Genomic DNA, 20,999 nt, shown 5'->3' with positions numbered 1-20,999 from the left:
GGTACCCCCGCCGCACGCCCGTGGCGTCCGCATGTTGGAACGGAGTATCCGGTTCCCGAGAACCGCTCCATCATGTAACCTGCACGAAATTTTGCGATCACGCAGAGGGCCAACGTCGTCCCTCGGCACGCCAGATATGCCACTTGAGACGACGACGGGAGAGCCGATGCGTACGCCGCGCCAGCCGTCCCAGCATTCCGCGAATGGCCAGAAGTGGTCCTTCATGGATGCTCGCCCTGCTGCGCAGGGTATGTACGACCCCCGCAACGAGCGCGACGCCTGTGGCGTCGGCTTTGTGGCCACCCTCACCGGTGAGGCGAGCCACACGCTGGTCGAGCAGGCGCTGACCGTTCTGCGCAACCTCGAGCACCGCGGCGCCACCGGCTCCGAGCCGGACTCCGGCGACGGCGCGGGCATCCTCACCCAGGTCCCCGACGCGTTCTTCCGCGAGGTGACCGGGTTCGAACTGCCCGAGGCCGGCTCCTACGCCGTCGGCATCGCCTTCCTCCCCGAGGAGAGCCTCCAGGACACGGCATCGGAGATCGAGACGATCGCCGATGAAGAGGGCCTGACCGTGCTCGGCTGGCGCGAGGTCCCCGTCGCCCCCGAACTGCTCGGCGCCACCGCCCGCTCCACCATGCCGGCCTTCCGGCAGATCTTCGTCACGGACGGCGCGTCGCAGGGCCTCGCCCTCGACCGCAAGGCGTTCGTGCTGCGCAAGCGCGCCGAGCGCGAGGCCGGCGTGTACTTCCCGTCGCTCTCCGCCCGCACGATCGTCTACAAGGGCATGCTGACCACCGGCCAGCTCGAACCCTTCTTCCCGGACCTGTCCGACCGCCGCTTCGCCTCGGCCGTGTCGCTCGTCCACTCGCGCTTCTCCACGAACACCTTCCCGTCGTGGCCGCTCGCGCACCCGTACCGCTTCGTCGCGCACAACGGTGAGATCAACACCGTCAAGGGCAACCGCAACTGGATGCGCGCCCGCGAGTCGCAGCTCGTCTCCGACCTGTTCGGTCCCCAGGAGAAGCTGGAGCGGATCTTCCCCATCGCGACGCCGGAGGCCTCCGACTCCGCCACCTTCGACGAGGTGCTGGAGCTGCTCCACCTCGGTGGCCGCTCGCTGCCGCACTCCGTGCTGATGATGATCCCGGAGGCGTGGGAGAACCACGACTCCATGGACCCGGCCCGGCGCGCCTTCTACCAGTTCCACTCCACGATGATGGAGCCCTGGGACGGCCCTGCCTGTGTCACCTTCACCGACGGCACGCAGGTCGGCGCGGTCCTCGACCGCAACGGTCTGCGCCCCGGCCGCTACTGGGTCACCGACGACGGCCTCGTCGTCCTCGGCTCCGAGGTCGGCGTCCTCGACATCGACCCCGCCAAGGTCGTCCGCAAGGGCCGCCTCCAGCCCGGCCGGATGTTCCTCGTCGACACCGCCGAGCACCGCATCATCGAGGACGACGAGATCAAGGCGCAGCTCGCCGCCGAGGCCCCGTACGCCGAGTGGCTCGAGGCCGGCGAGATCGAGCTGGGCGACCTGCCCGAGCGTGAGCACATCGTGCACACCCATGCCTCGGTCACCCGCCGCCAGCAGACCTTCGGCTACACCGAGGAGGAGCTGCGCGTCATCCTCGCGCCGATGGCCAAGGCCGGCGCCGAGCCGATCGGCTCCATGGGCACCGACTCGCCGATCGCCGCGCTGTCCTCGCGCCCGCGGCTGCTCTTCGACTACTTCACCCAGCTGTTCGCGCAGGTCACCAACCCGCCGCTGGACGCGATCCGCGAGGAGCTGGTCACCTCCCTGCGCTCGTCGCTGGGCCCCGAGGGCAACCTCCTGGAGCCCACGGCCGCGTCCTGTCGCTCGGTCACCCTGCCCTTCCCGGTGATCGACAACGACGAGCTGGCCAAGCTCATCCACATCAACGCCGACGGCGACATGCCCGGCTTCAAGGCCGCCACGCTCTCCGGCCTGTACCGGGTGCACGGCGGCGGTGACGCCCTCGCCGCGCGCATCGACGAGATCTGCGGCGAGGCCGACGCCGCCATCGACAACGGCGCCCGGCTGATCGTCCTGTCGGACCGCCACTCCGACGCCGAGCACGCGCCGATACCGTCGCTGCTGCTCACCGCGGCCGTCCACCACCACCTCATCCGCACCAAGCAGCGCACCGAGGTGGGCCTGCTCGTCGAGGCCGGTGACGTCCGCGAGGTCCACCACGTCGCCCTGCTGATCGGCTTCGGCGCCGCCGCCGTCAACCCGTACCTGGCGATGGAGTCCGTCGAGGACCTGCTGCGCGCCGGCACCTTCCTCAACGGCATCGAGCCCGAGAAGGCCATCCGCAACCTGATCTACGCCCTCGGCAAGGGCGTGTTGAAGGTCATGTCCAAGATGGGCATCTCCACCGTCGCCTCCTACCGCGGCGCCCAGGTCTTCGAGGCCGTCGGCCTCGACGACGCCTTCGTGGAGAAGTACTTCAACGGCACCGCCACCAAGATCGGCGGCGTCGGCATCGACGTCGTCGCCCAGGAGGTCGCCGCCCGCCACGCCAAGGCCTACCCGGCCTCCGGCATCGCTCCCGCGCACCGCGCGCTGGAGATCGGCGGCGAGTACCAGTGGCGCCGCGAGGGCGAGCCGCACCTGTTCGACCCGGAGACGGTCTTCCGCCTCCAGCACTCGACGCGCGCGGGCAACTACGACATCTTCAAGAAGTACACGGACCGGGTGAACGAGCAGTCCGAGCGCCTGATGACGCTCCGCGGTCTGTTCGGCTTCTCCTCCGACCGCCCGTCGATCCCCGTCGACGAGGTCGAGCCGGTCTCCGAGATCGTCAAGCGCTTCTCCACCGGCGCCATGTCGTACGGCTCCATCTCCAAGGAGGCGCACGAAACCCTCGCCATCGCCATGAACCAGCTGGGCGGCAAGTCCAACACCGGTGAGGGCGGCGAGGACCCGGACCGTCTGTACGACCCGGCGCGCCGCTCCGCGATCAAGCAGGTCGCCTCCGGCCGCTTCGGCGTGACGAGCGAGTACCTGGTCAACGCGGACGACATCCAGATCAAGATGGCCCAGGGCGCCAAGCCCGGCGAGGGCGGCCAGCTGCCCGGTCACAAGGTCTACCCGTGGGTCGCCAAGACCCGGCACTCGACCCCGGGTGTCGGTCTGATCTCCCCGCCGCCGCACCACGACATCTACTCCATCGAGGACCTGGCCCAGCTGATCCACGACCTGAAGAACGCGAACCCGCAGGCGCGGATTCACGTGAAGCTGGTCTCCGAGGTCGGCGTCGGCACGGTCGCGGCGGGTGTGTCGAAGGCGCACGCGGACGTCGTCCTCATCTCCGGCCACGACGGCGGCACCGGCGCCTCCCCGCTGACCTCGCTCAAGCACGCGGGCGGTCCCTGGGAGCTCGGTCTCGCCGAGACCCAGCAGACCCTGCTGCTCAACGGCCTGCGCGACCGGATCGTCGTCCAGACCGACGGCCAGCTCAAGACCGGCCGTGACGTCGTCATCGCCGCGCTGCTCGGCGCCGAGGAGTTCGGTTTCGCGACCGCGCCGCTCGTCGTCTCCGGCTGCGTCATGATGCGCGTCTGCCACCTGGACACCTGCCCGGTCGGCATCGCCACCCAGAACCCGGTCCTGCGCGACCGGTTCTCCGGCAAGGCCGAGTACGTGGTGAACTTCTTCCGGTTCATCGCGCAGGAGGTCCGCGAGCTCCTCGCCGAGCTGGGCTTCCGCTCCATCGAGGAGGCCGTCGGCCACGCCGAGGTCCTCGACGTGCGGCGTGCCGTCGACCACTGGAAGGCCCAGGGCCTCGACCTCGCCCCGCTGTTCCACGTGCCCGAACTGCCCGAGGGCGCGGTCCTCCACCAGGTGATCGCCCAGGACCACGGTCTGGAGAAGGCGCTCGACAACGAGCTGATCAAGCTCGCGGCCGACGCGCTGGCCGCCTCCGACGCCACCGAGGCCCAGCCGGTGCGCGCCCAGGTCAAGGTCCGCAACATCAACCGCACGGTCGGCACCATGCTCGGCCACGAGGTGACGAAGAAGTTCGGTGGCGCGGGCCTGCCCGACGACACCATCGACATCACCTTCACCGGCAGCGCGGGCCAGTCCTTCGGCGCCTTCCTCCCGCGCGGTGTCACGCTGCGCCTGGAGGGCGACGCCAACGACTACGTCGGCAAGGGCCTCTCCGGTGGCCGGGTCGTCGTCCGCCCGGACCGGGGCGCCGACCACCTCGCCGAGTACTCCACCATCGCGGGCAACACCATCGCCTACGGCGCGACCGGCGGCGAGCTGTTCCTGCGCGGCCGTACCGGTGAGCGGTTCTGCGTCCGCAACTCCGGCGCGACGGTCGTCTCCGAGGGCGTGGGCGACCACGGCTGCGAGTACATGACCGGCGGTCACGCGGTGGTCCTCGGCGAGACGGGCCGCAACTTCGCGGCCGGCATGTCCGGCGGCATCGCCTACGTGATCGACCTCGACCGCGACAACGTCAACGTCGGCAACCTGGACGCCGTAGAGGCGCTGGACGACGCGGACAAGCAGTGGCTGCACGACGTGGTGCGCCGCCACGCCGAGGAGACCGGTTCCACGGTCGCCGAGAAGCTCCTCGTGGACTGGGACGCGTCCGTGGAGCGCTTCAGCAAGATCATCCCCAGCACGTACAAGGCAGTGCTCGCCGCCAAGGACGCCGCCGAGCAGGCGGGACTCTCCGAGTCCGAGATCACCGAGAAGATGATGGAGGCGGCGATCAATGGCTGACCCGAAGGGCTTCCTGAACCACGGCCGTGAGGTCGCCAAGTCCCGTCCCGTCGACGTGCGCCTCAAGGACTGGAACGAGGTCTACGTCCCCGGCTCGCTGCTGCCGATCATCAGCAAGCAGGCCAGCCGGTGCATGGACTGCGGCATCCCGTTCTGCCACAACGGCTGCCCGCTCGGGAACCTCATCCCCGAGTGGAACGACTACGCCTACCGCGAGGACTGGTCGGCCGCGTCGGAGCGCCTGCACGCCACGAACAACTTCCCGGAGTTCACCGGTCGCCTCTGCCCGGCGCCCTGTGAGTCGGCGTGCGTGCTCGGCATCAACCAGCCGGCCGTGACCATCAAGAACGTCGAGGTCTCGATCATCGACAAGGCGTGGGACGCGGGCACCGTCGCCCCGCAGGCCCCCGAGCGCCTGTCCGGCAAGACCGTCGCCGTCATCGGCTCGGGCCCGGCGGGTCTCGCCGCCGCCCAGCAGCTGACCCGGGCGGGCCACACCGTCGCCGTCTACGAGCGCGCGGACCGCATCGGAGGCCTCCTCCGGTACGGCATCCCCGAGTTCAAGATGGAGAAGCGGCACATCAACCGCCGTATCGAGCAGATGCGCGCGGAGGGCACCCGCTTCCGCACCGGCATCGAGATCGGCCGCGACCTCAAGGCGACCGACCTGAGGAAGCGGTACGACGCGGTCGTCATCGCCGCCGGCGCCACGACCGCCCGTGACCTCCCGGTCCCCGGCCGTGAGCTCAAGGGCGTCCACCAGGCGATGGAGTACCTGCCGCTGGCCAACAAGGTCCAGGAGGGCGACTACGTCACCTCCCCGATCACGGCCGAGGGCAAGCACGTCGTCGTCATCGGCGGCGGCGACACCGGCGCCGACTGCGTGGGCACCGCCCACCGCCAGGGCGCGGCCTCCGTCACCCAGCTGGAGATCATGCCCCGGCCGGGCGAGGACCGGGCGCCGCACCAGCCGTGGCCGACCTTCCCGATGCTCTACAAGGTCACCTCCGCGCACGAGGAGGGCGGCGAGCGGGTCTACTCCGTCTCCACCACCCACTTCGAGGGCGACGAGGACGGCAACGTCCAGTGGCTGCACCTGGTCGAGGTCGAGTTCGTCGAGGGCAAGCTGACCCAGAAGCCGGGCACGGAGCGCAAGATCCCCGCCCAGCTGGTCACCCTCGCCATGGGCTTCACCGGCACCGACCGGGAGAACGGCGTGGTCGAGCAGTTCGGCCTGGAGCTCGACGAGCGCGGCAACATCGCCCGCGACGCCGACTTCCAGACCAACGTGCCGGGCGTCTTCGTCGCCGGTGACGCGGGCCGCGGCCAGTCGCTCATCGTGTGGGCGATCGCCGAGGGCCGCTCCGCCGCCCGCGGCACCGACCGCTTCCTGACCGGCGCCAGCGACCTGCCGGCCCCGATCCGCCCGACGGACCGCTCACTGATGGTCTGACACACCCCATGGAACGTCCCGTACAACGGCGTACGGGCGGGTCATCTGGGGGGACACCCCCCAGACCCCCCAAGACGGCGCTTGCCTCACTGTCCCCGACCGGACGACCTGGCAGGCGCCGCCGCATGTCCGCCCTCAGCGGTCCCCGTCCGGCCACACCTGGACGTGGTCCTCCTCCAGTTCCAGCAGCACCCGGTCCGCCATGCCCAGCGCGGCCGTGTACTCGGCGGGCAGCTGCAGCCGGCCCGCGCGGTCGAGCATCGCGTACTCCCGCGCCACCAGGGACTCCCGGCCCTCCTCGTCGACCTCCGTGCGGCGCAGCACCTCCGCCGAGGTGCGGCCGTCGCGGATCGCGACCGTGCGCCGGACCTCGCCGGCCACCGCCTGGTCGTGGGTGACGACGACGATCGTCGTGCCCAGCTCCTCGTTGGCCCGGCGGAACGCGGCGAACACCTGCTGCCCGGTCGCCGAGTCCAGCTCGCCGGTGGGCTCGTCGGCGAGCAGCACCGAGGGCGCGTTGGCGAGGGCGACGGCGATCGCGACCCGCTGCTGCTGCCCCCCGGACAACTGCCGCGGATAGCGGTCACCGCAGTCGGCGACCCCGAGCATGGCCAGCAGCTCCTCCGCCCGTCCGGCCCGCTTCCCGCGCCGTACACCCGCCAACTGCATCGGCAGCGCCACATTCTGAGCAGCCGTCAGATACGGCAGCAGATTCCGCGCCGTCTGCTGCCAGACGAAGCCCACCACCTCGCGCCGGTACCGCAGCCGCGCCTTCCCGTCCATCGTCAGCAGATCACGGCCCGCGACCCGTGCGGCGCCCGCGGTGGGGACGTCCAGGCCCGCGAGGATGTTCATCAACGTCGACTTGCCGCTGCCCGACGCCCCGACCAGCGCCATCAACTCGCCCTCGCGCACCAGCAGATCGAGCCCCTGGAGCGCCTGCACCTCCACCGCCTCGCCGCCCCCGCTCCCGCGTCCCGAGAAGATCCGCACCAGCCGGTCGCAGGCGATCAGCGCGTCGTGCCCGTAGACGGGCCGCTCGCGCCGGTCCGCCGCCCGCCGCTCCAGCTCCGCCAGCGACTCCGTGCTTCCGCCGCTCATCGCATGTCTCCCGCCCTGAGATGGGTGATCGGTGTCCGGCGCCCCGCCCACCAGGCCTGCCCGAGCGCCACCGCGCCCGCCAGCAGCACCGCGCCCGCGGCCGGCAGGACCAGCGACCACAGGTCGGCCCGCAGGGTCGCGCCCTGCGCGCCGGTGGTGGTCGGCAGGGCGAGCCGGTCCAGGTCGACACCGGGGGCGACCAGCAGGACGGTGGCCCAGCCGACGGCCACACCCCCGCCGGCTGTGACGAGCGCCTGGGGCAGAGCCTCCAGGCCCAGCAGCCGCCGGCCCTGGCGGGACGTCAGGCCCAGGGTGCGCAGCCGGGCCAGCAGCGCGGCCCGCTCCGGCGCGGCCCGCAGCAGCGACAGCACCAGGGCGAGTACGGCGTACCCGGCGCCCGCGACGACCGCCCAGCCGTAGATCCGTCCGGCGCCCTCCTGCAGCGGCGTGTCGGACAGCGCCGCGCGCTCCTCGGCACGCAGCGTCACCGTGAGGTCCGCCCCGCGCACGGCCGCCCGCAGCGCCCGCGCGTCGAGCCCGGCACCGGCCGCCAGCAGGACCGTGGGACCGCCGGAACCCTTCAGGCCCGCCGCGTCGACCAGCAGGAACTCACCGTCGGGAACGGCGGGGGTGCGGGGGCGTACGGCCGTGATCCGCACGGTGACGGTCCCGTCCGGCGTCACGATCCGGCGCGGCGCCCGCCCCAGCCGCTCGGCGACCCCCGGCGAGGCGACCGCGTCCAGCACTCCGCCCGACGACGTGAGCCGCCCGGCCGGGAAATCGCCGAGCCCCACCCGCCGCGCCAGCCCGGCATACGCCTCCGGCTCGACCCCGACCACGGTCAGCGGACGCGTCTCGTCCGACGCGCTCTGCGAGGCGCGCTCGATCCGTACGGCCGCCACCTCCCGTACGCCCGACACGCCCTGCACGGCTCGCGCCAGGCCCGCCGGGAGGGGGGTGCCGTCGGGCGTGGAGATCCGCGCGTCCGCGCCCGTCGCCAGCAGCGCGGCCCGGTCCCGGGCTTCCGCCACCCCGGTCAGCACGGAACCCCCGAACGCCGCCGTCGTCAGGGCCGTCAGCAGGGCCAGCAGCGGCAGCGCCGCGACCGCCGCAGGAGAGCGGCCCGCACGGGCCAGCGCCAGGAACCCGACCACGCCCCGCAGCCGCGCGGCCGGCCCGGCGGCCCACCGCAGGGGCAGCGGATACAGCCGTACGAGGACCAGCGCCGCGACCAGCCCGACCAGCACCGGCGCGGCACTCACCAGCAGGTCGTCCGACGTGCCCGTGCCACGGCGGCGCAGCGCCGCCACCGAGCCGACGGCCAGCACCAGCAGGGTCAGTTCGGCGACCGTGCGGCGCGCGCCGGGCCGGGCGTGCGCCAGATCGTCCCGCTCCTGGTGCGCCCGCGGCCTGCGGTGGGCCACGACCGCGCGCACCGGGAGCGCGGCACAGGCGAGCACCGCCACGGCACCCGCGCCGAGCACGGCGGGCAGCAGCCGGGCCCCGTCCACGGCGAGTACGGCCGGCAGCAGCCCGCCGACCGCCGAGGGCACCGCCACCACGGCCGTCTCCCCGAGCAGCCGCCCCGCGATGCCGGGCAGGGAGCCGCCCCGGGCCCGCAGCAGCGCGAGTTCGCTCTCGCGGCGGGAGGCACCGAGCCCCGCGCCCATGAGCAGGACGACGACGGCGACGGCGGCGATCCCGAACGCCCCGACGGCGATCACGGGCGTGATCGCGTCACGGACCGCCGCGTAGGAGCCGACGACCTGCTCCAGACCGGTGGAGAGCTGGGCCGTCGGACCGGCCGCCCCGCGCAGCCGCAGCAGCCCGGGCCCGCCTTCGAGGGAGGCGACCGCTTCGACGAGCGCCGGGGCGTCCCGCCCGGTGAGCCGCCCGGTGGCGGGGGCGACGCGCCAGTACTTCTCCGGCTCGCCCGGGCCGCCGAGCAGCGCCGGCGCGGCCTCGGGCGCCAGCAGCAGGCCCGCCTCCCAGTAGAACTGGGGCGGACTGTCGGGGGTGTTGACGTAGGCCAGGTCGGGGGCGCGGAGGTTCGGCTCCACGGACCAGTAACTCCCCTGCGGATACCGGGGTTCGAGGATCCCGGTGATCCGGACGGTCAGCGGGGTGTCCGCGAACGCGGCCAGGGTGACGGTGGATCCGGCCCGCAGCTTCAGCGTCCGGGCGGTCTCGGTGGTCACGGCGCCTTCCAGCACCCGGGTGCGCGTCGTCACCGGCGCGTCGGCGGTGGGCAGCCGGCCCTCCCGTACGGTGGCGTGTTCGGCGACCCCCGACTGCGCCAGCAGGGTGAACCGGGGCGGCAGCCCGTCGGGCCGGGGGAGCGAGGCATCCTGCGCCTCCAGGCTCTTCGCGGTGCGCACCCCGTACGCCGACTCGGCGGGGTCCGCCCGCAGCGGCTCGGGCAGCAGCGCGGACGCCTTGACGTCGACCGCCGCGAGCGCCCCGGGCCGTACGGCCTCCTCGCGGGTCTCCTGCGGCAGTTCGAGCCCCGGCTGCGGGGCCGTCAGCTCCAGCACCGTGGACTGCGGGGGAGCGGCGGCGACGGCCTCGCGCAGCCCCTGTGTCCCGTACGCCTCGACGGCCCGGGGCAGCAGGGCCGCGAGGAACGCCGTGACCAGCACCAGCACACCGAAGGCGACGGCGGCCACGGGCGCGGTGCGCAGCCGGGTCCGCACCCAGGGCGCGCCGTGCGTGTTCGGGGGCATCTCAGTCCTCCCCCTGGTGGCGCAGCGCGACCGCGGGTTCGGCCCGGCGCAGCGCGGAGACGGCGGTGATCAGCAGGAGCGGGGCGGCCACCCCCGCCAGCAGCAGGGCCACCCGGGACACCGGAAGTTCCACGAGGACGGGCGGGACGGGCCGCGCGGCGTCGGAGGCCAGCACGATCAGCGGGACGACGGCCCGGGTCAGGACGGTCCCCAGGCCCAGACCGGCGAGGAGCCCGGCCCCGACGAGCAGGCTCTGCTCGGTCGCGACGAGCCGGGCGAGGTCCAGGCGGGGCGCGCCCAGCGCGCGCAGCACAGCGAACTCGGCGTACCGCTCCCGCCGTGCCCCGGCGGCGCTCACCGCGAAACCCCCGGCCGCGAGGGCCGCGGCGGCCACCGCGACCGCCGTCAGCGCCGAGCGCGGCCCGGCGCCGAGCGGATCCCGCAGCAGTTCGGCCGCGGTCTCGTCCCGCACCAGCACCTGGTCCGGTTCGAGGTCGGAACGCGCCCGCAGGGCGGCGGCGACCCGCGCGGCCTTGCCGGGGGCGGCGTCCACCCACCACTCGTTGGGCGTGAGCGGCACACTCGCCCGCTCGGCCAAGGCCGCGTCGACGGCCCGCAGATCGAGCAGCAGCGCCCCGCCGTCCACGGCTGTTCCGTCCTGGTCGGTCGCGGTCGTCGGCAGCGCCTCGACGGACCGTACGATCCTCACCCGCAGCCGTTCCCCGGCCAGCGTCACGTCGATGCCGTCGCCGGTCTTCGCGCCCGCCGCGCGCAGGAAGTCCCGGGTGGCCACGCCGGAAACGCTCGTCGCGGCCGGGGCGCCGACGGTGTCGACGCGGACGGTGAACATCGGCGGGGTGAAGGAGAACCCGTCGCCGACGCCCGTGTCGTACTCGACGGTCAGAAGCCGCGGTTGCGGCAGAGGCCTCAGGTCTTTCCGGTCCACGGCCGTGCCGTTCTCCGACACGGTGGCGCTGCCCAGCCAGCGCAGTCCGGCGGGCGCCGGGACCGTCCGCGCGGAGCCGTCCGGGCCGGTGGAGAGCAGGCGTTCGACGGTGAGCCGGTGCAGCCGGGGAGGGCCGTCGGGGGACATGCCGTCGAGTTGCAGCCCGGTCAGCCGCAGCGGGCCCGCCGGGGCGGCACGCCCGCCGGTCGCCGTCACGTCCAGGTCCACGGCGACCCGGTGGACCCGGCCGTCCACGGGGACGTTCCCCGCGCCCAGCCGGTAGGAGATGCCGTAGCCGTCCTCGACGACCAGGGTGAGCTGCGGCGCGAGGCCGGAAGGGCGTGTCCCCGAGCCGGTGACATCGGTGATCCGTACGTCGAGCGCGACCCGCCGCGTGTCCTCGGGCAGCCGTATCGCACGGTCGGTGTCCTTGCCGGCGGGGGCCAGCGCCCGCAGCAGCCGCGCCGGGGGTTCGTCGGCGAGGTCGCCGCGCATCAGCATCCCGTCGTGGGCGTGGGCCGTGTCCAGGGCGAGGACCGTGCCCGTACGGCCGCCGGAGAGGTCCAGGGTGGTGCGGTGGGCGGGGGCGGCATCCCGGGCCCCGGGCAGTGCGGCGTAGAGACCGGTCTGGCCGGGGCTGCCCGGCCTGGTGTCGAGGACCCGCACGGCGGCGCCGGTCCGGAAGTCGGCCTGGTCGTCCTGCGAGCGGTCCCAGGACGCGCCGTGCCCGATCGCCAGCATCCCGGTCGTCACGGCGACGACCAGCAGCAGCACCGGACCCGCCCCGCGCAGCGGGCGCCTGCTGAACTGCCAGCCCGCCAGCGCCGCAGGCAGCCCCCGTCCGCTCGCCGACCGCCGCTCCGCGAGCCGGGCCGCCACCGGGAGCAGGCGCAGCGTCAGCACCGTGCCCGCCAGCAAGGCCAGCGCGGGCGCGGCGACCAGCAGCGGATCGACGCCCAGCTCCCCGGCCCGGTCCCGGGTGAGCGCACCGCCGCCGCTCGCGTCGGTCTGCCGGCCGAGCTGCCAGTACGCGATCCCCGCGATCAGCAGCAGCCCGACATCGGCTCCGGCGCGCACCGGCGCGGCCGACGTCGCGGCCCGGATCCGTCGCAGCCGTACGGGCGTGCCCGCCGTCGCCGCCAGCGCGGGCGCCACGACCGCCATCGCACAGACCGCCGCCACCGCGCCCGCGACCAGCCACACCCGGCCCCCCGGGGCGGTGTCGAGGCGCAGTCCGATCCGGTCGAGCGAGGACCAGCGGGCGAGCAGCCGGGCCAGCGGGCCGGACAGCAGCGCGGCACCGACCGCGGCCGGCACGGCCAGCAGCAGCGCCTCCAGCGCGGCGAGCCCCGCGATCCGGCCGCGTGATCCGCCTCTGGCCCGCAGCAGTTCGGTCTCGCCCGCCCGCTCGCTGTCCAGCAGCCGGGCCACCAGCAGCAGCGCGTACCCGGCGAGCAGCATCAGCTGCACCGAGACGATTGCCAGGGTGGAGCGGGCGACGAGCAGGGCGCGCGCGGTCCGGTCGAGCAGGCCGGGCAGTTCGGTGCGTACCGTCGCGCTCTCCCCGAGCGCCTTGCGCAGTTCCCCGGCCGCGCGGGCGTTCGCCGTGCTCAGGTGGTCGATGCCGTCGGTGGTGAGCGTGCGGTAGTCGGCGGTGGCCACCCAGGTGGTGCCGTCGCCGGCGGTGCGGCCCGAGGCGAGCACGGAGGCGTCGGCGAGCAGCGGGCCGTAGGTGGTGAAGACGACGGTGCGCACGCCGTGTCCGCCGAGGGTGTCCGCCTGCCAGTACGGGTCGGCGGTGTCGGCCGCCCGGTAGACACCGGTCACGCGGACCGTCAGGGGCTTCCCGGTCAGCCGGTCGGTGAGCTCGACACGCGCCCCGGGCTTCAGCCGCAGCCGGTCGGCGGCCGCCTCGGGCAGCGCGACCGGCACCGGCGCGGTCCGGTCCGCAGGCAGAGGGCCGGGCAGGGTGCCCGCGACCAGCCGGATCCGGGACCGGTCCAGGGCGGCGAGGAAGGTGAGGTCCGGCTGCCCGGCCTGCGGGGTCCCGGGCAGCGCGTACGCCGTCGACCGCTCCAGCGCCCGCACGGTCACCGGCAGCCCGCCGAACGCCTCCCGCGCCCGCCGGGCCACGGTCCGCGCGGCTTCCTCCCGGGGTACGTCCGTCTCGACCACCAGCGCCGCCGAGGCCGCCGCACGTCCGCTCAGCGTGGTGCGCAGGGCGGCGTCGCCGACGGAGGCCGAGAACGCGGCGAGGGTCGCGAGCACCGAGGCGGTCAGCAGCACCGCGAGCAGGGCGGCGGTGAGCAGCAGCCGGTGCGCGCGCACGCGCAGCACCAAGAAGCCCGTCACGCTTCCCCCGCTCCCCCCGAAGTCCCCTACGCGGCATGCATATCACGGAGTTACTGGGCGGGTACATGCGTTCGGGGCGAGATTCGTACGGCTCCTGACGGTGTGTTCGGGCGGCTGCCGGTGGTGTGTTCGTGCGGCTCTTGACGGTGCGGGCGGGCAGCGGATGTGATGCCGTGATGACGGAGAACACCGCAGCCCTCGCGACCGGCACCACCGATCTTGCGGCGGATCCCATGCTGCTGGTGGAGGACCTGCACCACTCCTACGGCACGGGCGCCGCCGCCGTTCACGCGCTGCGCGGGGCGTCCTTCGCCGTCCGCCGCGGTGAACTGGTCGCCCTCAAGGGCCGTTCGGGCTCCGGCAAGACGACGCTGCTGCAGCTGATCGGCGGCCTAGACTCCCCGCAGCGCGGCCGGATCGTCCTCGACGGCACCGATCTGTCGGCGCTCGGCGAGAGCGGGCTGCTGGAGCTGCGCCGCGACCGGATCGGCTTCGTCTTCCAGTCCTTCGGGCTCATCCCCATCCTGACGGCCGCCGAGAACGTGGGCGTGCCGCTGCGCCTGCGCCGGGCCGAGCCGCGTGAACGCGAGGAGCGGGTGGCCCTGTTGCTGGCGCTGGTGGGCCTCGCCGGCCATGAGGCGCAGCGGCCGGCCGAGCTCTCCGGCGGCCAGCAGCAGCGGGTCGCCATCGCCCGCGCCCTCGCCAACCGGCCCGCCCTGCTGCTCGCCGACGAGCCGACCGGCCAGCTCGACGCCGCCACCGGCCTCGCGGTCATGGAACTGCTGCGTGCCGTGGTCCGCAGCGAGGGCGTCACGGCTCTCGTCGCCACCCACGACCCACAACTCCTGGGCCTCGCCGATCGGGTGCTGGAACTCGGCGACGGGGAGGTCGCCGAGAGCCCCTGATCAGGACTCGGGTTCCACAGGCCGGTTCCACAGGCCGGTTCCACAGGCCGGTTCCTCTGGGCGTTTCCCGGCGAGAGCGAACAAAACAGCGAACGCTGCTGGATGTGGGAGGGTGGGGCCATGGTCGCGATCAGTCTGAGCAAGGTCCAGGAGACCGCTCCCGCGCTGGTGAACCTCTACAAGAGCGCCGGGGTGTCCCTCACGAAGCACGGTCTCCAGGGGCAGCGGGCCGCCGTCTACCTGGTGGTCGACTACTCGGGGTCGATGAAGCCGTACTACCAGGACGGCAGCGTGCAGGCGCTGGCCGACCGGGTGCTGGGCCTGTCCGCGCACCTGGACGACGACGGCCGGGTCCCGGTGGTGTTCTTCTCCACCGACGTCGACGCCGTCACCGACATCGAACTCTCCGGCCATCAAGGGCGGGTGGAGCGGATCGCGGCCGGGCTCGGGCACATGGGCAAGACCAGCTACCACCTGGCGATGGACGCGGTCATCGACCACTACCTCGACAGCGGCACGCGTGAGCCCGCGCTCGTCGTCTTCCAGACCGACGGCGGCCCCGTCAACAAGCTCGCCGCCGAACGCTATCTGTGCAAGGCGGCCCGGCTGCCGTTGTTCTGGCAGTTCATCGGCTTCGGCGACCGGGGCAGCAAGCAGTTCGACTTCCTGCGCAAGCTCGACGAACTCGCCGTACCCGGCAAGCGGGTGGTCGACAACGCCGGTTTCTTCCACGCCGGGCCCGATCCGCGCCGGGTGTCCGACGCGGAGCTCTACGACCAGCTGGTGGGCGAGTTCCCGAAGTGGCTGGTGGCGGCGCGGGCGGCGGGGATCGTACGGCCGTAGGCGCCTTGCGACGGTAGGGGGTTACAGGGCGCGGAGGCGTTCGGCGAAGCGTTCGCCGATGCGGCGGTGGGTGGCCGCGTCCGGGTGGAGGCCGTCGGGGAGGGGGAGTTCGGCGGCGTCCGGCTCGCCGTAGAGGTCGCGGCCGTCGACGTAGTGGAGGTTCGGGTCGTCGGCCGAGCGCCGGCGCACCATGCGGGTGAGCTCGTCGCGGATGACGCGCAGGGTCAGCTTGCCGCGACCCTACCGGCGTGTCCTCGTGCATGGCGCACAGGATCGGTGAGACGACCCCCAGTGGGGCGGTCGGATGGCCCTCGCGGATCGTGTCGAGGAAGCCTTGACATCCTCCTTCGGCTGAGGCCAAAGGATTCCAGCCCTCACGGGCTGAGGTTCACGGGCGCTCGAACCCTTTCGGACTGTCACCCCTCCGGCGTGTCCCGCCGCGACACAGATGTTACTCAGGCGCACGCTTGGTTATTGCTAGGCGCCGAGCCGATCATACTGTCCGGCTCGGGGTGCGTCGAATCGTCCTTGCGGCGATTCGACGTTCCTTGCCCCCTACGCGGGAAGCCGCATTCTTCCCGGCCGTGAATGACCGGGTGGACGGCGGGGCCGAAGGCGCGCAGCAGCATCAGGTCCGTGTTCATGTCCTTCGTCCCGCCCGGCAGGTCGGTGAAGCGGACGGTGCCCGGCTTCCCGGGGCGGAAGTCGGTGCTGCCGGCCGCCATGTCGATGGTCAGGGTGTGGCCGCCGCCGGTCACGCTCGCCCGACCGGCCGGGCGGCCGTCGACGAGCAGGTCGTACACGCCGTCCGGGCGGGGCGGCGCGCCCACATAGGCGCGCCGGGTGGGCAGCGCGTCCAGTTCGACGGTGGTGGCGGCGCTGCGGAAGGCCAGCCGTACGCCCGAGGGCTGCGACTCGGCCATCAGCAGCTGCCCGTCGGAGCACTGGGCGCGGGCCCGGGCGGGCAGCCGGTGCGGCAGGACGCCGTGCTCGGTGCGCTCGACGTCCAGGGCGCCGCGCAGCAGGCCGGCGGTGACCGGGGTGGTGATCCACGCGGGCCCGGTCATGCGGCGGGCCAGGTGCGCAGCAGCGCGTCGAGGGCGTCCAGGACGCGGGTCCAGGTCTCGTCCGTGTCCGGGGCGCTGTGGCTGAAGCCACCGCCCAGCTCCAGGCTGACATAGCCGTGGAAGACGCTGCCGAGGAGGCGGACCGCATGGGTCCGGTCCGGCTCCGCGAGGTCGTAGCCGCGCAGGATCGCCCGGGTCATCTGCGCGTGCCGGACTCCCGCGCTCGCGGCCGCCGTCTCCGGGTCGAGCCGGAGCTGGGCGGCAGCGTAGCGGCCGGGGTGCTCATGGGCGTAGTCGCGGTAGACGTTGGCCAGTGCGCTCAGGGCGTCCTTGCCGGCTCGTCCGGCCAGCGCATCGGAGGCCCGGTCGGCGAGCTCCTCCAGGGCGAGCAGGGCGATACCGGTCCGCAGGTCCTGGGAGTTCCGCACATGGGAGTACAGACTCGCCACCTTGACGTCGAACCGTCTGGCCAGCGCCGAGACGGTCACCTCGTCGAAGCCGACCTCGTCGGCCAGATCGGCGCCCGCCCGCACCAGGCGTTCCGTGGTCAGCCCGACCCGCACCATGTCGTCTCTCCCTTCGCCTGAAGCAAGTATGCATTTGCCTAAAGGCTTTAGGCAAATTACCTTCACCTTTATGAAGCCTCTGACCGAGCAACAGCTCCGCGCCGCCTTCGTGAACTGCACCAAGGGCGAGGCCAGGCGTCTGTCCGTCCCGCGCGACCTGGCCGAGAGGCCCTGGGACGACCTGGACTACCTCGGCTGGCGCGACCCCCAGGCCCCCGACCGGGCCTACCTCGTCGCCGAACTGGACGGCCGTCCGGTCGCCCTCGCCCTGCGCGCCTCCGCCGGAGCCGTCGGGCAGGCCCGCCGCAGCATGTGCTCGATGTGCCTGACCACCCACTCCGGCGGCGTCGCCCTGATGGTCGCCTCCAAGGCGGGCCGGGCGGGCCAGCAGGGCAACTCGGTGGGCGCGTATCTGTGCGCCGACCTCGCCTGCTCGCTCTACGTGCGCGGACTGCGCGACGCGGGCATCGGCGCCCGGCTGCACGAGACGATCACCCTGGAGGAGAAGATCCGGCGTACGGTGACGAACCTCGCCGCGTTCGTCGCGAAGGTGACCGGCTGACGCCCGGCCGGCACAGGGCGCCGACGCCCGGCCGGGACAGGGCTCCGACGCGCCCGGCCGGGACGGGGCTCCGACGCGCCCGGCCGGGACAGCGTTTTGACGCTCAGCCGCGCGCCGCCAGCACGTCCGCCCGGCACTCCCGCGGCGTCCCCCACGCCGTGCGCAGCGCCCGTGCCTTGGTCAGCCACAGCGACAGGTCGTACTCCTCGGTGTACCCGATCGCGCCGTGCAGCTGAAGCGCCGTCCGGGCGGTGGCGTACGCCGCCTCGCAGGCGCTCACCTTCGCCGCCGCCACATCCCCCGGTGCCATCGTCACGGCGGCGCCCAGCACCAGCGGCCGGGCGAACTCCAGCGCGATCCTCGCGTCCGCCAGCCGGTGCTTGACCGCCTGGAACGAGCCGACCGCGACCCCGAACTGCGTGCGCTGCCGCACATACCCCACCGTGCGCTCCAGCAGCGCGAGACCGACCCCGAGCGCCTGGGCGGCGGTGGCGAGCCGTGCCAGGAGCAGCGCCCCGGGCGCGGGCGGACCGGCGGCGAGCAGCTCTCCGCCCGGCCGCAGCCGGGTCAGCCGCCGCGCCGGGTCCAGGGAGGGCCGTACGGCGTCATGGCCGGGCGCGAGGCGCAGTCCGTCGGGCGCGAGGGACAGCCGTACGTCCGCCAGGTCGCCGTCGAGCGCGTACGCCCCCTCGTACGCCACCGTCGCCACCGACTCGCCCGCGGCCAGCGCCGGCAACAGCCTCTTCGCCGGGCCCGGTTCACGGATCAGGGCCGCCGCGGTCACCGTCTCCACCAGCGGGCCCGGCACCGCGTGCCGCCCCAGCTCCACGAACGCCACGGCCAGTTCGACCGGCCGCGGCCCCAGCCCGTCGTACGCCTCCGGGACCGCCAGCGCGAACACCCCCGCGTCGGCGAGCCGGGACCACAGCGCCCGCCCGCTCGCGTGCTCCCCCCGGCTCCACTCCCGTATCGCCTTCGGCGTGTCGGCCGCCGTCAGCAGCGCGTCCAGGGAGCCGGCGAACGCCCGCTGCTCGGCGTCGAGGAGGAAGCGCATCAGCGGCGTCCCTTCGGCAGGCCGAGCAGCCGCTCGGCGACGATGTCGCGCTGGATCTCGTTGGTGCCCGCGTAGATCGGACCGGCGAGCGAGAACACATACCGCTCCGCCCAGTCGGTGTCCGCCCGTTCGCCCTCCTCGCCCAGCAGGTCCAGCGCCGTCTCGTGCAGCGCGATGTCGTACTCGGACCAGAAGACCTTGTTCAGGCTGGACTCCGGCCCGAGCCGCTCGCCCGCCAGGAAACGGGAGGCGGCCGCGTAGGTGAAGAGCTGGTAGGCGCGGGCGCCGATGAGCGCGTCGGCGACCCGCGCGCCCTGCTCCGGGGGGTTGCCCTTGGCGCGCCACAGGTCGTGCAGACGGTCGGCGGACGCCAGGAAACGGCCAGGGGAGCGCAGGGTGAGTCCGCGCTCGTTGGCCGCCGTCGACATCGCGATCCGCCAGCCCTGCCCCGGCTCGCCGATCACGTCCTCGTCCGGCACGAACACCTCGTCCAGGAACAGCTCCGCGAACGCCGGCTTCCCGTCGAGCCGGCCGATCGGACGCACGGTCACCCCCGGCGCGCGCAGGTCGAACATGACGTACGTCAGCCCCTGATGCGGCCTCGGGGTGTCCGGGTCGCTGCGGAACAGGCCGAACGCGCGGTCGGCGAAGGCCGCGCGGGACGACCAGGTCTTCTGGCCGCTCAGCAGCCAGCCGCCGGCCGTGCGGACCGCCCGCGACCGCAGGGAGGCCAGGTCCGAACCGGCCTCCGGCTCCGACCACGCCTGCGCCCACACGGTCTCCCCGCGCGCCATCGGCGGCAGCACACGCGCCCGCTGCTCCTCCGTCCCGTGCTCCAGGAGGGTCGGGCCCAGCAGGCTGATCCCGTTCTGGTTGACGCGCCCCGGGGCGCCCGCCGCCCAGTACTCCTCCTCGAACAGCAGCCAGCGGATCAGACCGCAGTCCCGCCCGCAGTAGCGCGCGGGCCAGTCCACCACCGACCAGCCGCCGGCGGCCAGTTCGGCCTCCCACGCGCGGTGCGCCGCGAACCCCTCCGCCGTCTCCAGGGAGGGCGGCGCGACGGTCGGCACATGCGCGTGGAGCCAGGCGCGGGCCTCGGCGCGGAACGCCTCCTCCCCCCGCGTGAGGGCGAGATCCATGGGCGGCCATCCTTTCCCTCCGGGCGGCCATTCCGCGGGCGCCATCCTTCCCTAACAAGTGTTTGGTAGGTTAGCGTGGCGGTATGACAGACGTCGAGAGTCCGGCGTACGTGCCCGGGCACGGACTGCTCGCGGGCCGCACCGCCGTCATCACGGCGGCGGCCGGCGCGGGCATCGGCGGCGCGACCGCGAGACGCTTCCTCGAGGAGGGCGCCCGCGTCCTGATCAGCGACGCCCACACCCGGCGCCTGAAGGAGTACGAGGCCGAACTCGCAGGGGAGTTCGGCGCCGCCTCGGTCGCCGCCACCCCCTGTGACGTCACCGACGACAGCCAGGTCCGGGCCCTGTTCGACGCGGCCGTGGAGACGCACGGACGGCTCGACGTCGTCGTCAACAACGCCGGACTCGGCGGCACCGCACCCCTCGTCGACATGACCGACGACCAGTGGACACGCGTCCTCGACGTCACGCTGAACGGCACCTTCCGCTGCACCCGCGCGGCGCTCCGCCTGATGCGCGACAGCGGGCGGGGCGTGATCGTCAACAACGCCTCCGTCGTCGGCTGGCGTGCCCAGGCCGGACAGGCCCACTACGCCGCCGCCAAGGCCGGTGTGATGGCGCTGACCCGCTGCGCGGCGATCGAGGCCGCCGCCTACGGCGTCCGCGTCAACGCCGTCGCCCCCAGCCTCGCCATGCATCCACAGCTGGTGAAGGTGACCACGCCCGAACTGCTGGCGGAGCTGACCGCGCGCGAGGCCTTCGGCCGGTACGCCGAACCCTGGGAGATCGCCAACGTGATCGTGTTCCTCGCGTCCGGCTACTCCTCGTACCTGACGGGCGAGACCGTCTCCGTCAGCAGCCAGCACCCCTAGGACGACAATGGGCCCGTGCCGACAAAGAAGAAGCCCCAGGTGACCGCCGCTGAGCGCCCCGCGGCCGCCGCCGCTCGCGACCGCCGCAGCGAACTCCTCGACACCGCCGCCGAGGTCTTCGCCGAGCAGGGCTACAACGCCACCACCGTCCGCAAGATCGCCGACCACGCGGGCATGCTCGCCGGCAGCCTCTACTACCACTTCGACTCCAAGGAGTCGATGCTGGAGGAGATCCTGCGCACCTTCCTCGACGAGCTGTGGGACGGCTACGACACCGTCCTGGGCGCCGGCCTCGGCCCCCGCGAGACCCTCGAGGCCCTGGTCACCGAGTCGTTCCGGGAGATCGACCGGCACCGCGCCGCCGTCGCGATCTACCAGAAGGAGAGCAGGCAGCTGGTCGCGCAGGAACGGTTCGCGTTCCTCGCCGAGTCCCAGCGCAGATTCGAGAAGGCGTGGCTGTCCACGCTGGAACGCGGGGTCGGGCTCCAGGTCTTCCGCGCCGACCTCGACGTCCGCCTCACCTACCGGTTCGTCCGCGACACCGTCTGGGTCGCCGCGTCCTGGTACCGGCCCGGCGGACAGCACAGCCCGGAGGAGATCGCCCGGCAGTACCTGTCGATGGTGCTGGACGGGATCGCCGTACGCACGTAACCC

The 20,999-nt window shown here is 73.5% G+C and carries 13 protein-coding genes and 1 pseudogene; 7 read left to right on the top strand and 7 right to left on the bottom strand.

Translation table 11 applies throughout. The features are described 5' to 3' along the window. Positions 1 to 166 precede the first annotated feature (166 nt). Both gltB and ACLZN2_RS12540 read left to right on the top strand, forming a co-directional pair. Positions 167 to 4,762 carry a glutamate synthase large subunit gene (gene gltB, locus ACLZN2_RS12545; RefSeq protein WP_416978492.1) on the top strand — a complete coding sequence of 1,532 codons (4,596 nt, stop codon included), beginning with the start codon at positions 167 to 169 and terminating at the stop codon, positions 4,760 to 4,762. Continuing rightward, positions 4,755 to 6,215, top strand: coding sequence for a glutamate synthase subunit beta (locus ACLZN2_RS12540; RefSeq protein WP_416978491.1), 1,461 nt, complete (start codon positions 4,755 to 4,757; stop codon positions 6,213 to 6,215). Before gltB ends, ACLZN2_RS12540 begins: the two co-directional genes overlap by 8 nt. 135 nt (positions 6,216 to 6,350) lie before the next feature. Here the strand turns inward: ACLZN2_RS12540 and ACLZN2_RS12535 are convergent, their stop codons facing one another. Genes ACLZN2_RS12535 through ACLZN2_RS12525 form a run of 3 tightly spaced genes read right to left on the bottom strand, consistent with a single transcriptional unit; the run spans position 6,351 to position 13,337 of the window. Then, complete coding sequence (locus tag ACLZN2_RS12535; protein WP_416978490.1) at positions 6,351 to 7,316, bottom strand: ABC transporter ATP-binding protein; 966 nt, start codon at positions 7,314 to 7,316, stop codon at positions 6,351 to 6,353. Continuing rightward, positions 7,313 to 10,039, bottom strand: a complete 2,727-nt coding sequence (locus ACLZN2_RS12530; RefSeq protein ID WP_416978489.1) for an ABC transporter permease — start codon at positions 10,037 to 10,039, stop codon at positions 7,313 to 7,315. Before ACLZN2_RS12530 ends, ACLZN2_RS12535 begins: the two co-directional genes overlap by 4 nt. A 1-nt stretch (position 10,040) precedes the next feature. Beyond that, on the bottom strand, positions 10,041 to 13,337 hold the full coding sequence (locus ACLZN2_RS12525; protein ID WP_416978488.1) for an FtsX-like permease family protein: 3,297 nt from the start codon (positions 13,335 to 13,337) through the stop codon (positions 10,041 to 10,043). Positions 13,338 to 13,513: 176 nt separating this feature from the next. Here ACLZN2_RS12525 and ACLZN2_RS12520 point away from each other — a divergent pair, with 176 nt between their 5' ends. Further along, entirely contained in the window at positions 13,514 to 14,242 is a 729-nt protein-coding gene (locus ACLZN2_RS12520) for an ABC transporter ATP-binding protein (protein ID WP_416978487.1), read from the top strand. Positions 14,243 to 14,362: 120 nt separating this feature from the next. Then, the gene (locus ACLZN2_RS12515) at positions 14,363 to 15,085 is read left to right on the top strand and encodes a vWA domain-containing protein (RefSeq protein ID WP_416978486.1); all 723 of its coding nucleotides are present in this window, start codon (positions 14,363 to 14,365) and stop codon (positions 15,083 to 15,085) included. 21 nt (positions 15,086 to 15,106) lie between these two features. On the opposite strand, the pseudogene ACLZN2_RS12510 reads toward ACLZN2_RS12515, so the two are convergent. After that, positions 15,107 to 16,152, bottom strand: a pseudogene (locus ACLZN2_RS12510) (lipase). Then, complete coding sequence (locus ACLZN2_RS12505; protein ID WP_416978485.1) at positions 16,149 to 16,718, bottom strand: TetR/AcrR family transcriptional regulator; 570 nt, start codon at positions 16,716 to 16,718, stop codon at positions 16,149 to 16,151. Before ACLZN2_RS12505 ends, ACLZN2_RS12510 begins: the two are co-directional and overlap by 4 nt. A gap of 70 nt (positions 16,719 to 16,788) precedes the next feature. Here ACLZN2_RS12505 and ACLZN2_RS12500 point away from each other — a divergent pair, with 70 nt between their 5' ends. Continuing rightward, positions 16,789 to 17,280 carry an FBP domain-containing protein gene (locus ACLZN2_RS12500; RefSeq protein WP_416978484.1) on the top strand — a complete coding sequence of 164 codons (492 nt, stop codon included), beginning with the start codon at positions 16,789 to 16,791 and terminating at the stop codon, positions 17,278 to 17,280. Positions 17,281 to 17,383: 103 nt separating this feature from the next. Here the strand turns inward: ACLZN2_RS12500 and ACLZN2_RS12495 are convergent, their stop codons facing one another. Together ACLZN2_RS12495 and ACLZN2_RS12490 are read right to left on the bottom strand one after the other, a co-directional pair. After that, positions 17,384 to 18,334, bottom strand: a complete 951-nt coding sequence (locus tag ACLZN2_RS12495; protein WP_416978483.1) for an acyl-CoA dehydrogenase family protein — start codon at positions 18,332 to 18,334, stop codon at positions 17,384 to 17,386. Further along, positions 18,334 to 19,473 (bottom strand): acyl-CoA dehydrogenase family protein, encoded by a 1,140-nt coding sequence (locus ACLZN2_RS12490; protein WP_416978482.1) that lies wholly within the window; start codon positions 19,471 to 19,473, stop codon positions 18,334 to 18,336. The genes ACLZN2_RS12495 and ACLZN2_RS12490 overlap by 1 nt, the downstream gene beginning before the upstream one ends. A gap of 83 nt (positions 19,474 to 19,556) precedes the next feature. On the opposite strand from ACLZN2_RS12490, the gene ACLZN2_RS12485 reads away from it, so the two are divergent. After that, entirely contained in the window at positions 19,557 to 20,345 is a 789-nt protein-coding gene (locus tag ACLZN2_RS12485) for an SDR family oxidoreductase (RefSeq protein ID WP_416978481.1), read from the top strand. Positions 20,346 to 20,360: 15 nt separating this feature from the next. Continuing rightward, positions 20,361 to 20,996 (top strand): TetR/AcrR family transcriptional regulator, encoded by a 636-nt coding sequence (locus tag ACLZN2_RS12480; protein ID WP_416978480.1) that lies wholly within the window; start codon positions 20,361 to 20,363, stop codon positions 20,994 to 20,996. Positions 20,997 to 20,999 lie beyond the last annotated feature (3 nt).

Origin of the sequence: Streptomyces sp. T028 (assembly GCF_048159505.1) — a bacterium.
Lineage (GTDB): Bacteria > Actinomycetota > Actinomycetes > Streptomycetales > Streptomycetaceae > Streptomyces.
The sequence above is the reverse complement of the archived record's forward strand: the minus strand, read 5'-3'. Positions and strand labels throughout refer to the sequence as shown.

Bases quoted from the DNA above. Each gene is read 5' to 3' on its own strand.
- gltB (WP_416978492.1), top strand. From the start codon at position 167: ATGCGTACGCCGCGCCAGCCGTCCCAGCATTCCGCGAATGGCCAGAAG.
- ACLZN2_RS12540 (WP_416978491.1), top strand. From the start codon at position 4,755: ATGGCTGACCCGAAGGGCTTCCTGAACCACGGCCGTGAGGTCGCCAAG.
- ACLZN2_RS12535 (WP_416978490.1), bottom strand. From the start codon at position 7,316: ATGAGCGGCGGAAGCACGGAGTCGCTGGCGGAGCTGGAGCGGCGGGCG.
- ACLZN2_RS12530 (WP_416978489.1), bottom strand. From the start codon at position 10,039: ATGCCCCCGAACACGCACGGCGCGCCCTGGGTGCGGACCCGGCTGCGC.
- ACLZN2_RS12520 (WP_416978487.1), top strand. From the start codon at position 13,514: ATGACGGAGAACACCGCAGCCCTCGCGACCGGCACCACCGATCTTGCG.
- ACLZN2_RS12515 (WP_416978486.1), top strand. From the start codon at position 14,363: ATGGTCGCGATCAGTCTGAGCAAGGTCCAGGAGACCGCTCCCGCGCTG.
- ACLZN2_RS12505 (WP_416978485.1), bottom strand. From the start codon at position 16,718: ATGGTGCGGGTCGGGCTGACCACGGAACGCCTGGTGCGGGCGGGCGCC.
- ACLZN2_RS12500 (WP_416978484.1), top strand. From the start codon at position 16,789: ATGAAGCCTCTGACCGAGCAACAGCTCCGCGCCGCCTTCGTGAACTGC.
- ACLZN2_RS12495 (WP_416978483.1), bottom strand. From the start codon at position 18,334: ATGCGCTTCCTCCTCGACGCCGAGCAGCGGGCGTTCGCCGGCTCCCTG.
- ACLZN2_RS12490 (WP_416978482.1), bottom strand. From the start codon at position 19,473: ATGGATCTCGCCCTCACGCGGGGGGAGGAGGCGTTCCGCGCCGAGGCC.
- ACLZN2_RS12485 (WP_416978481.1), top strand. From the start codon at position 19,557: ATGACAGACGTCGAGAGTCCGGCGTACGTGCCCGGGCACGGACTGCTC.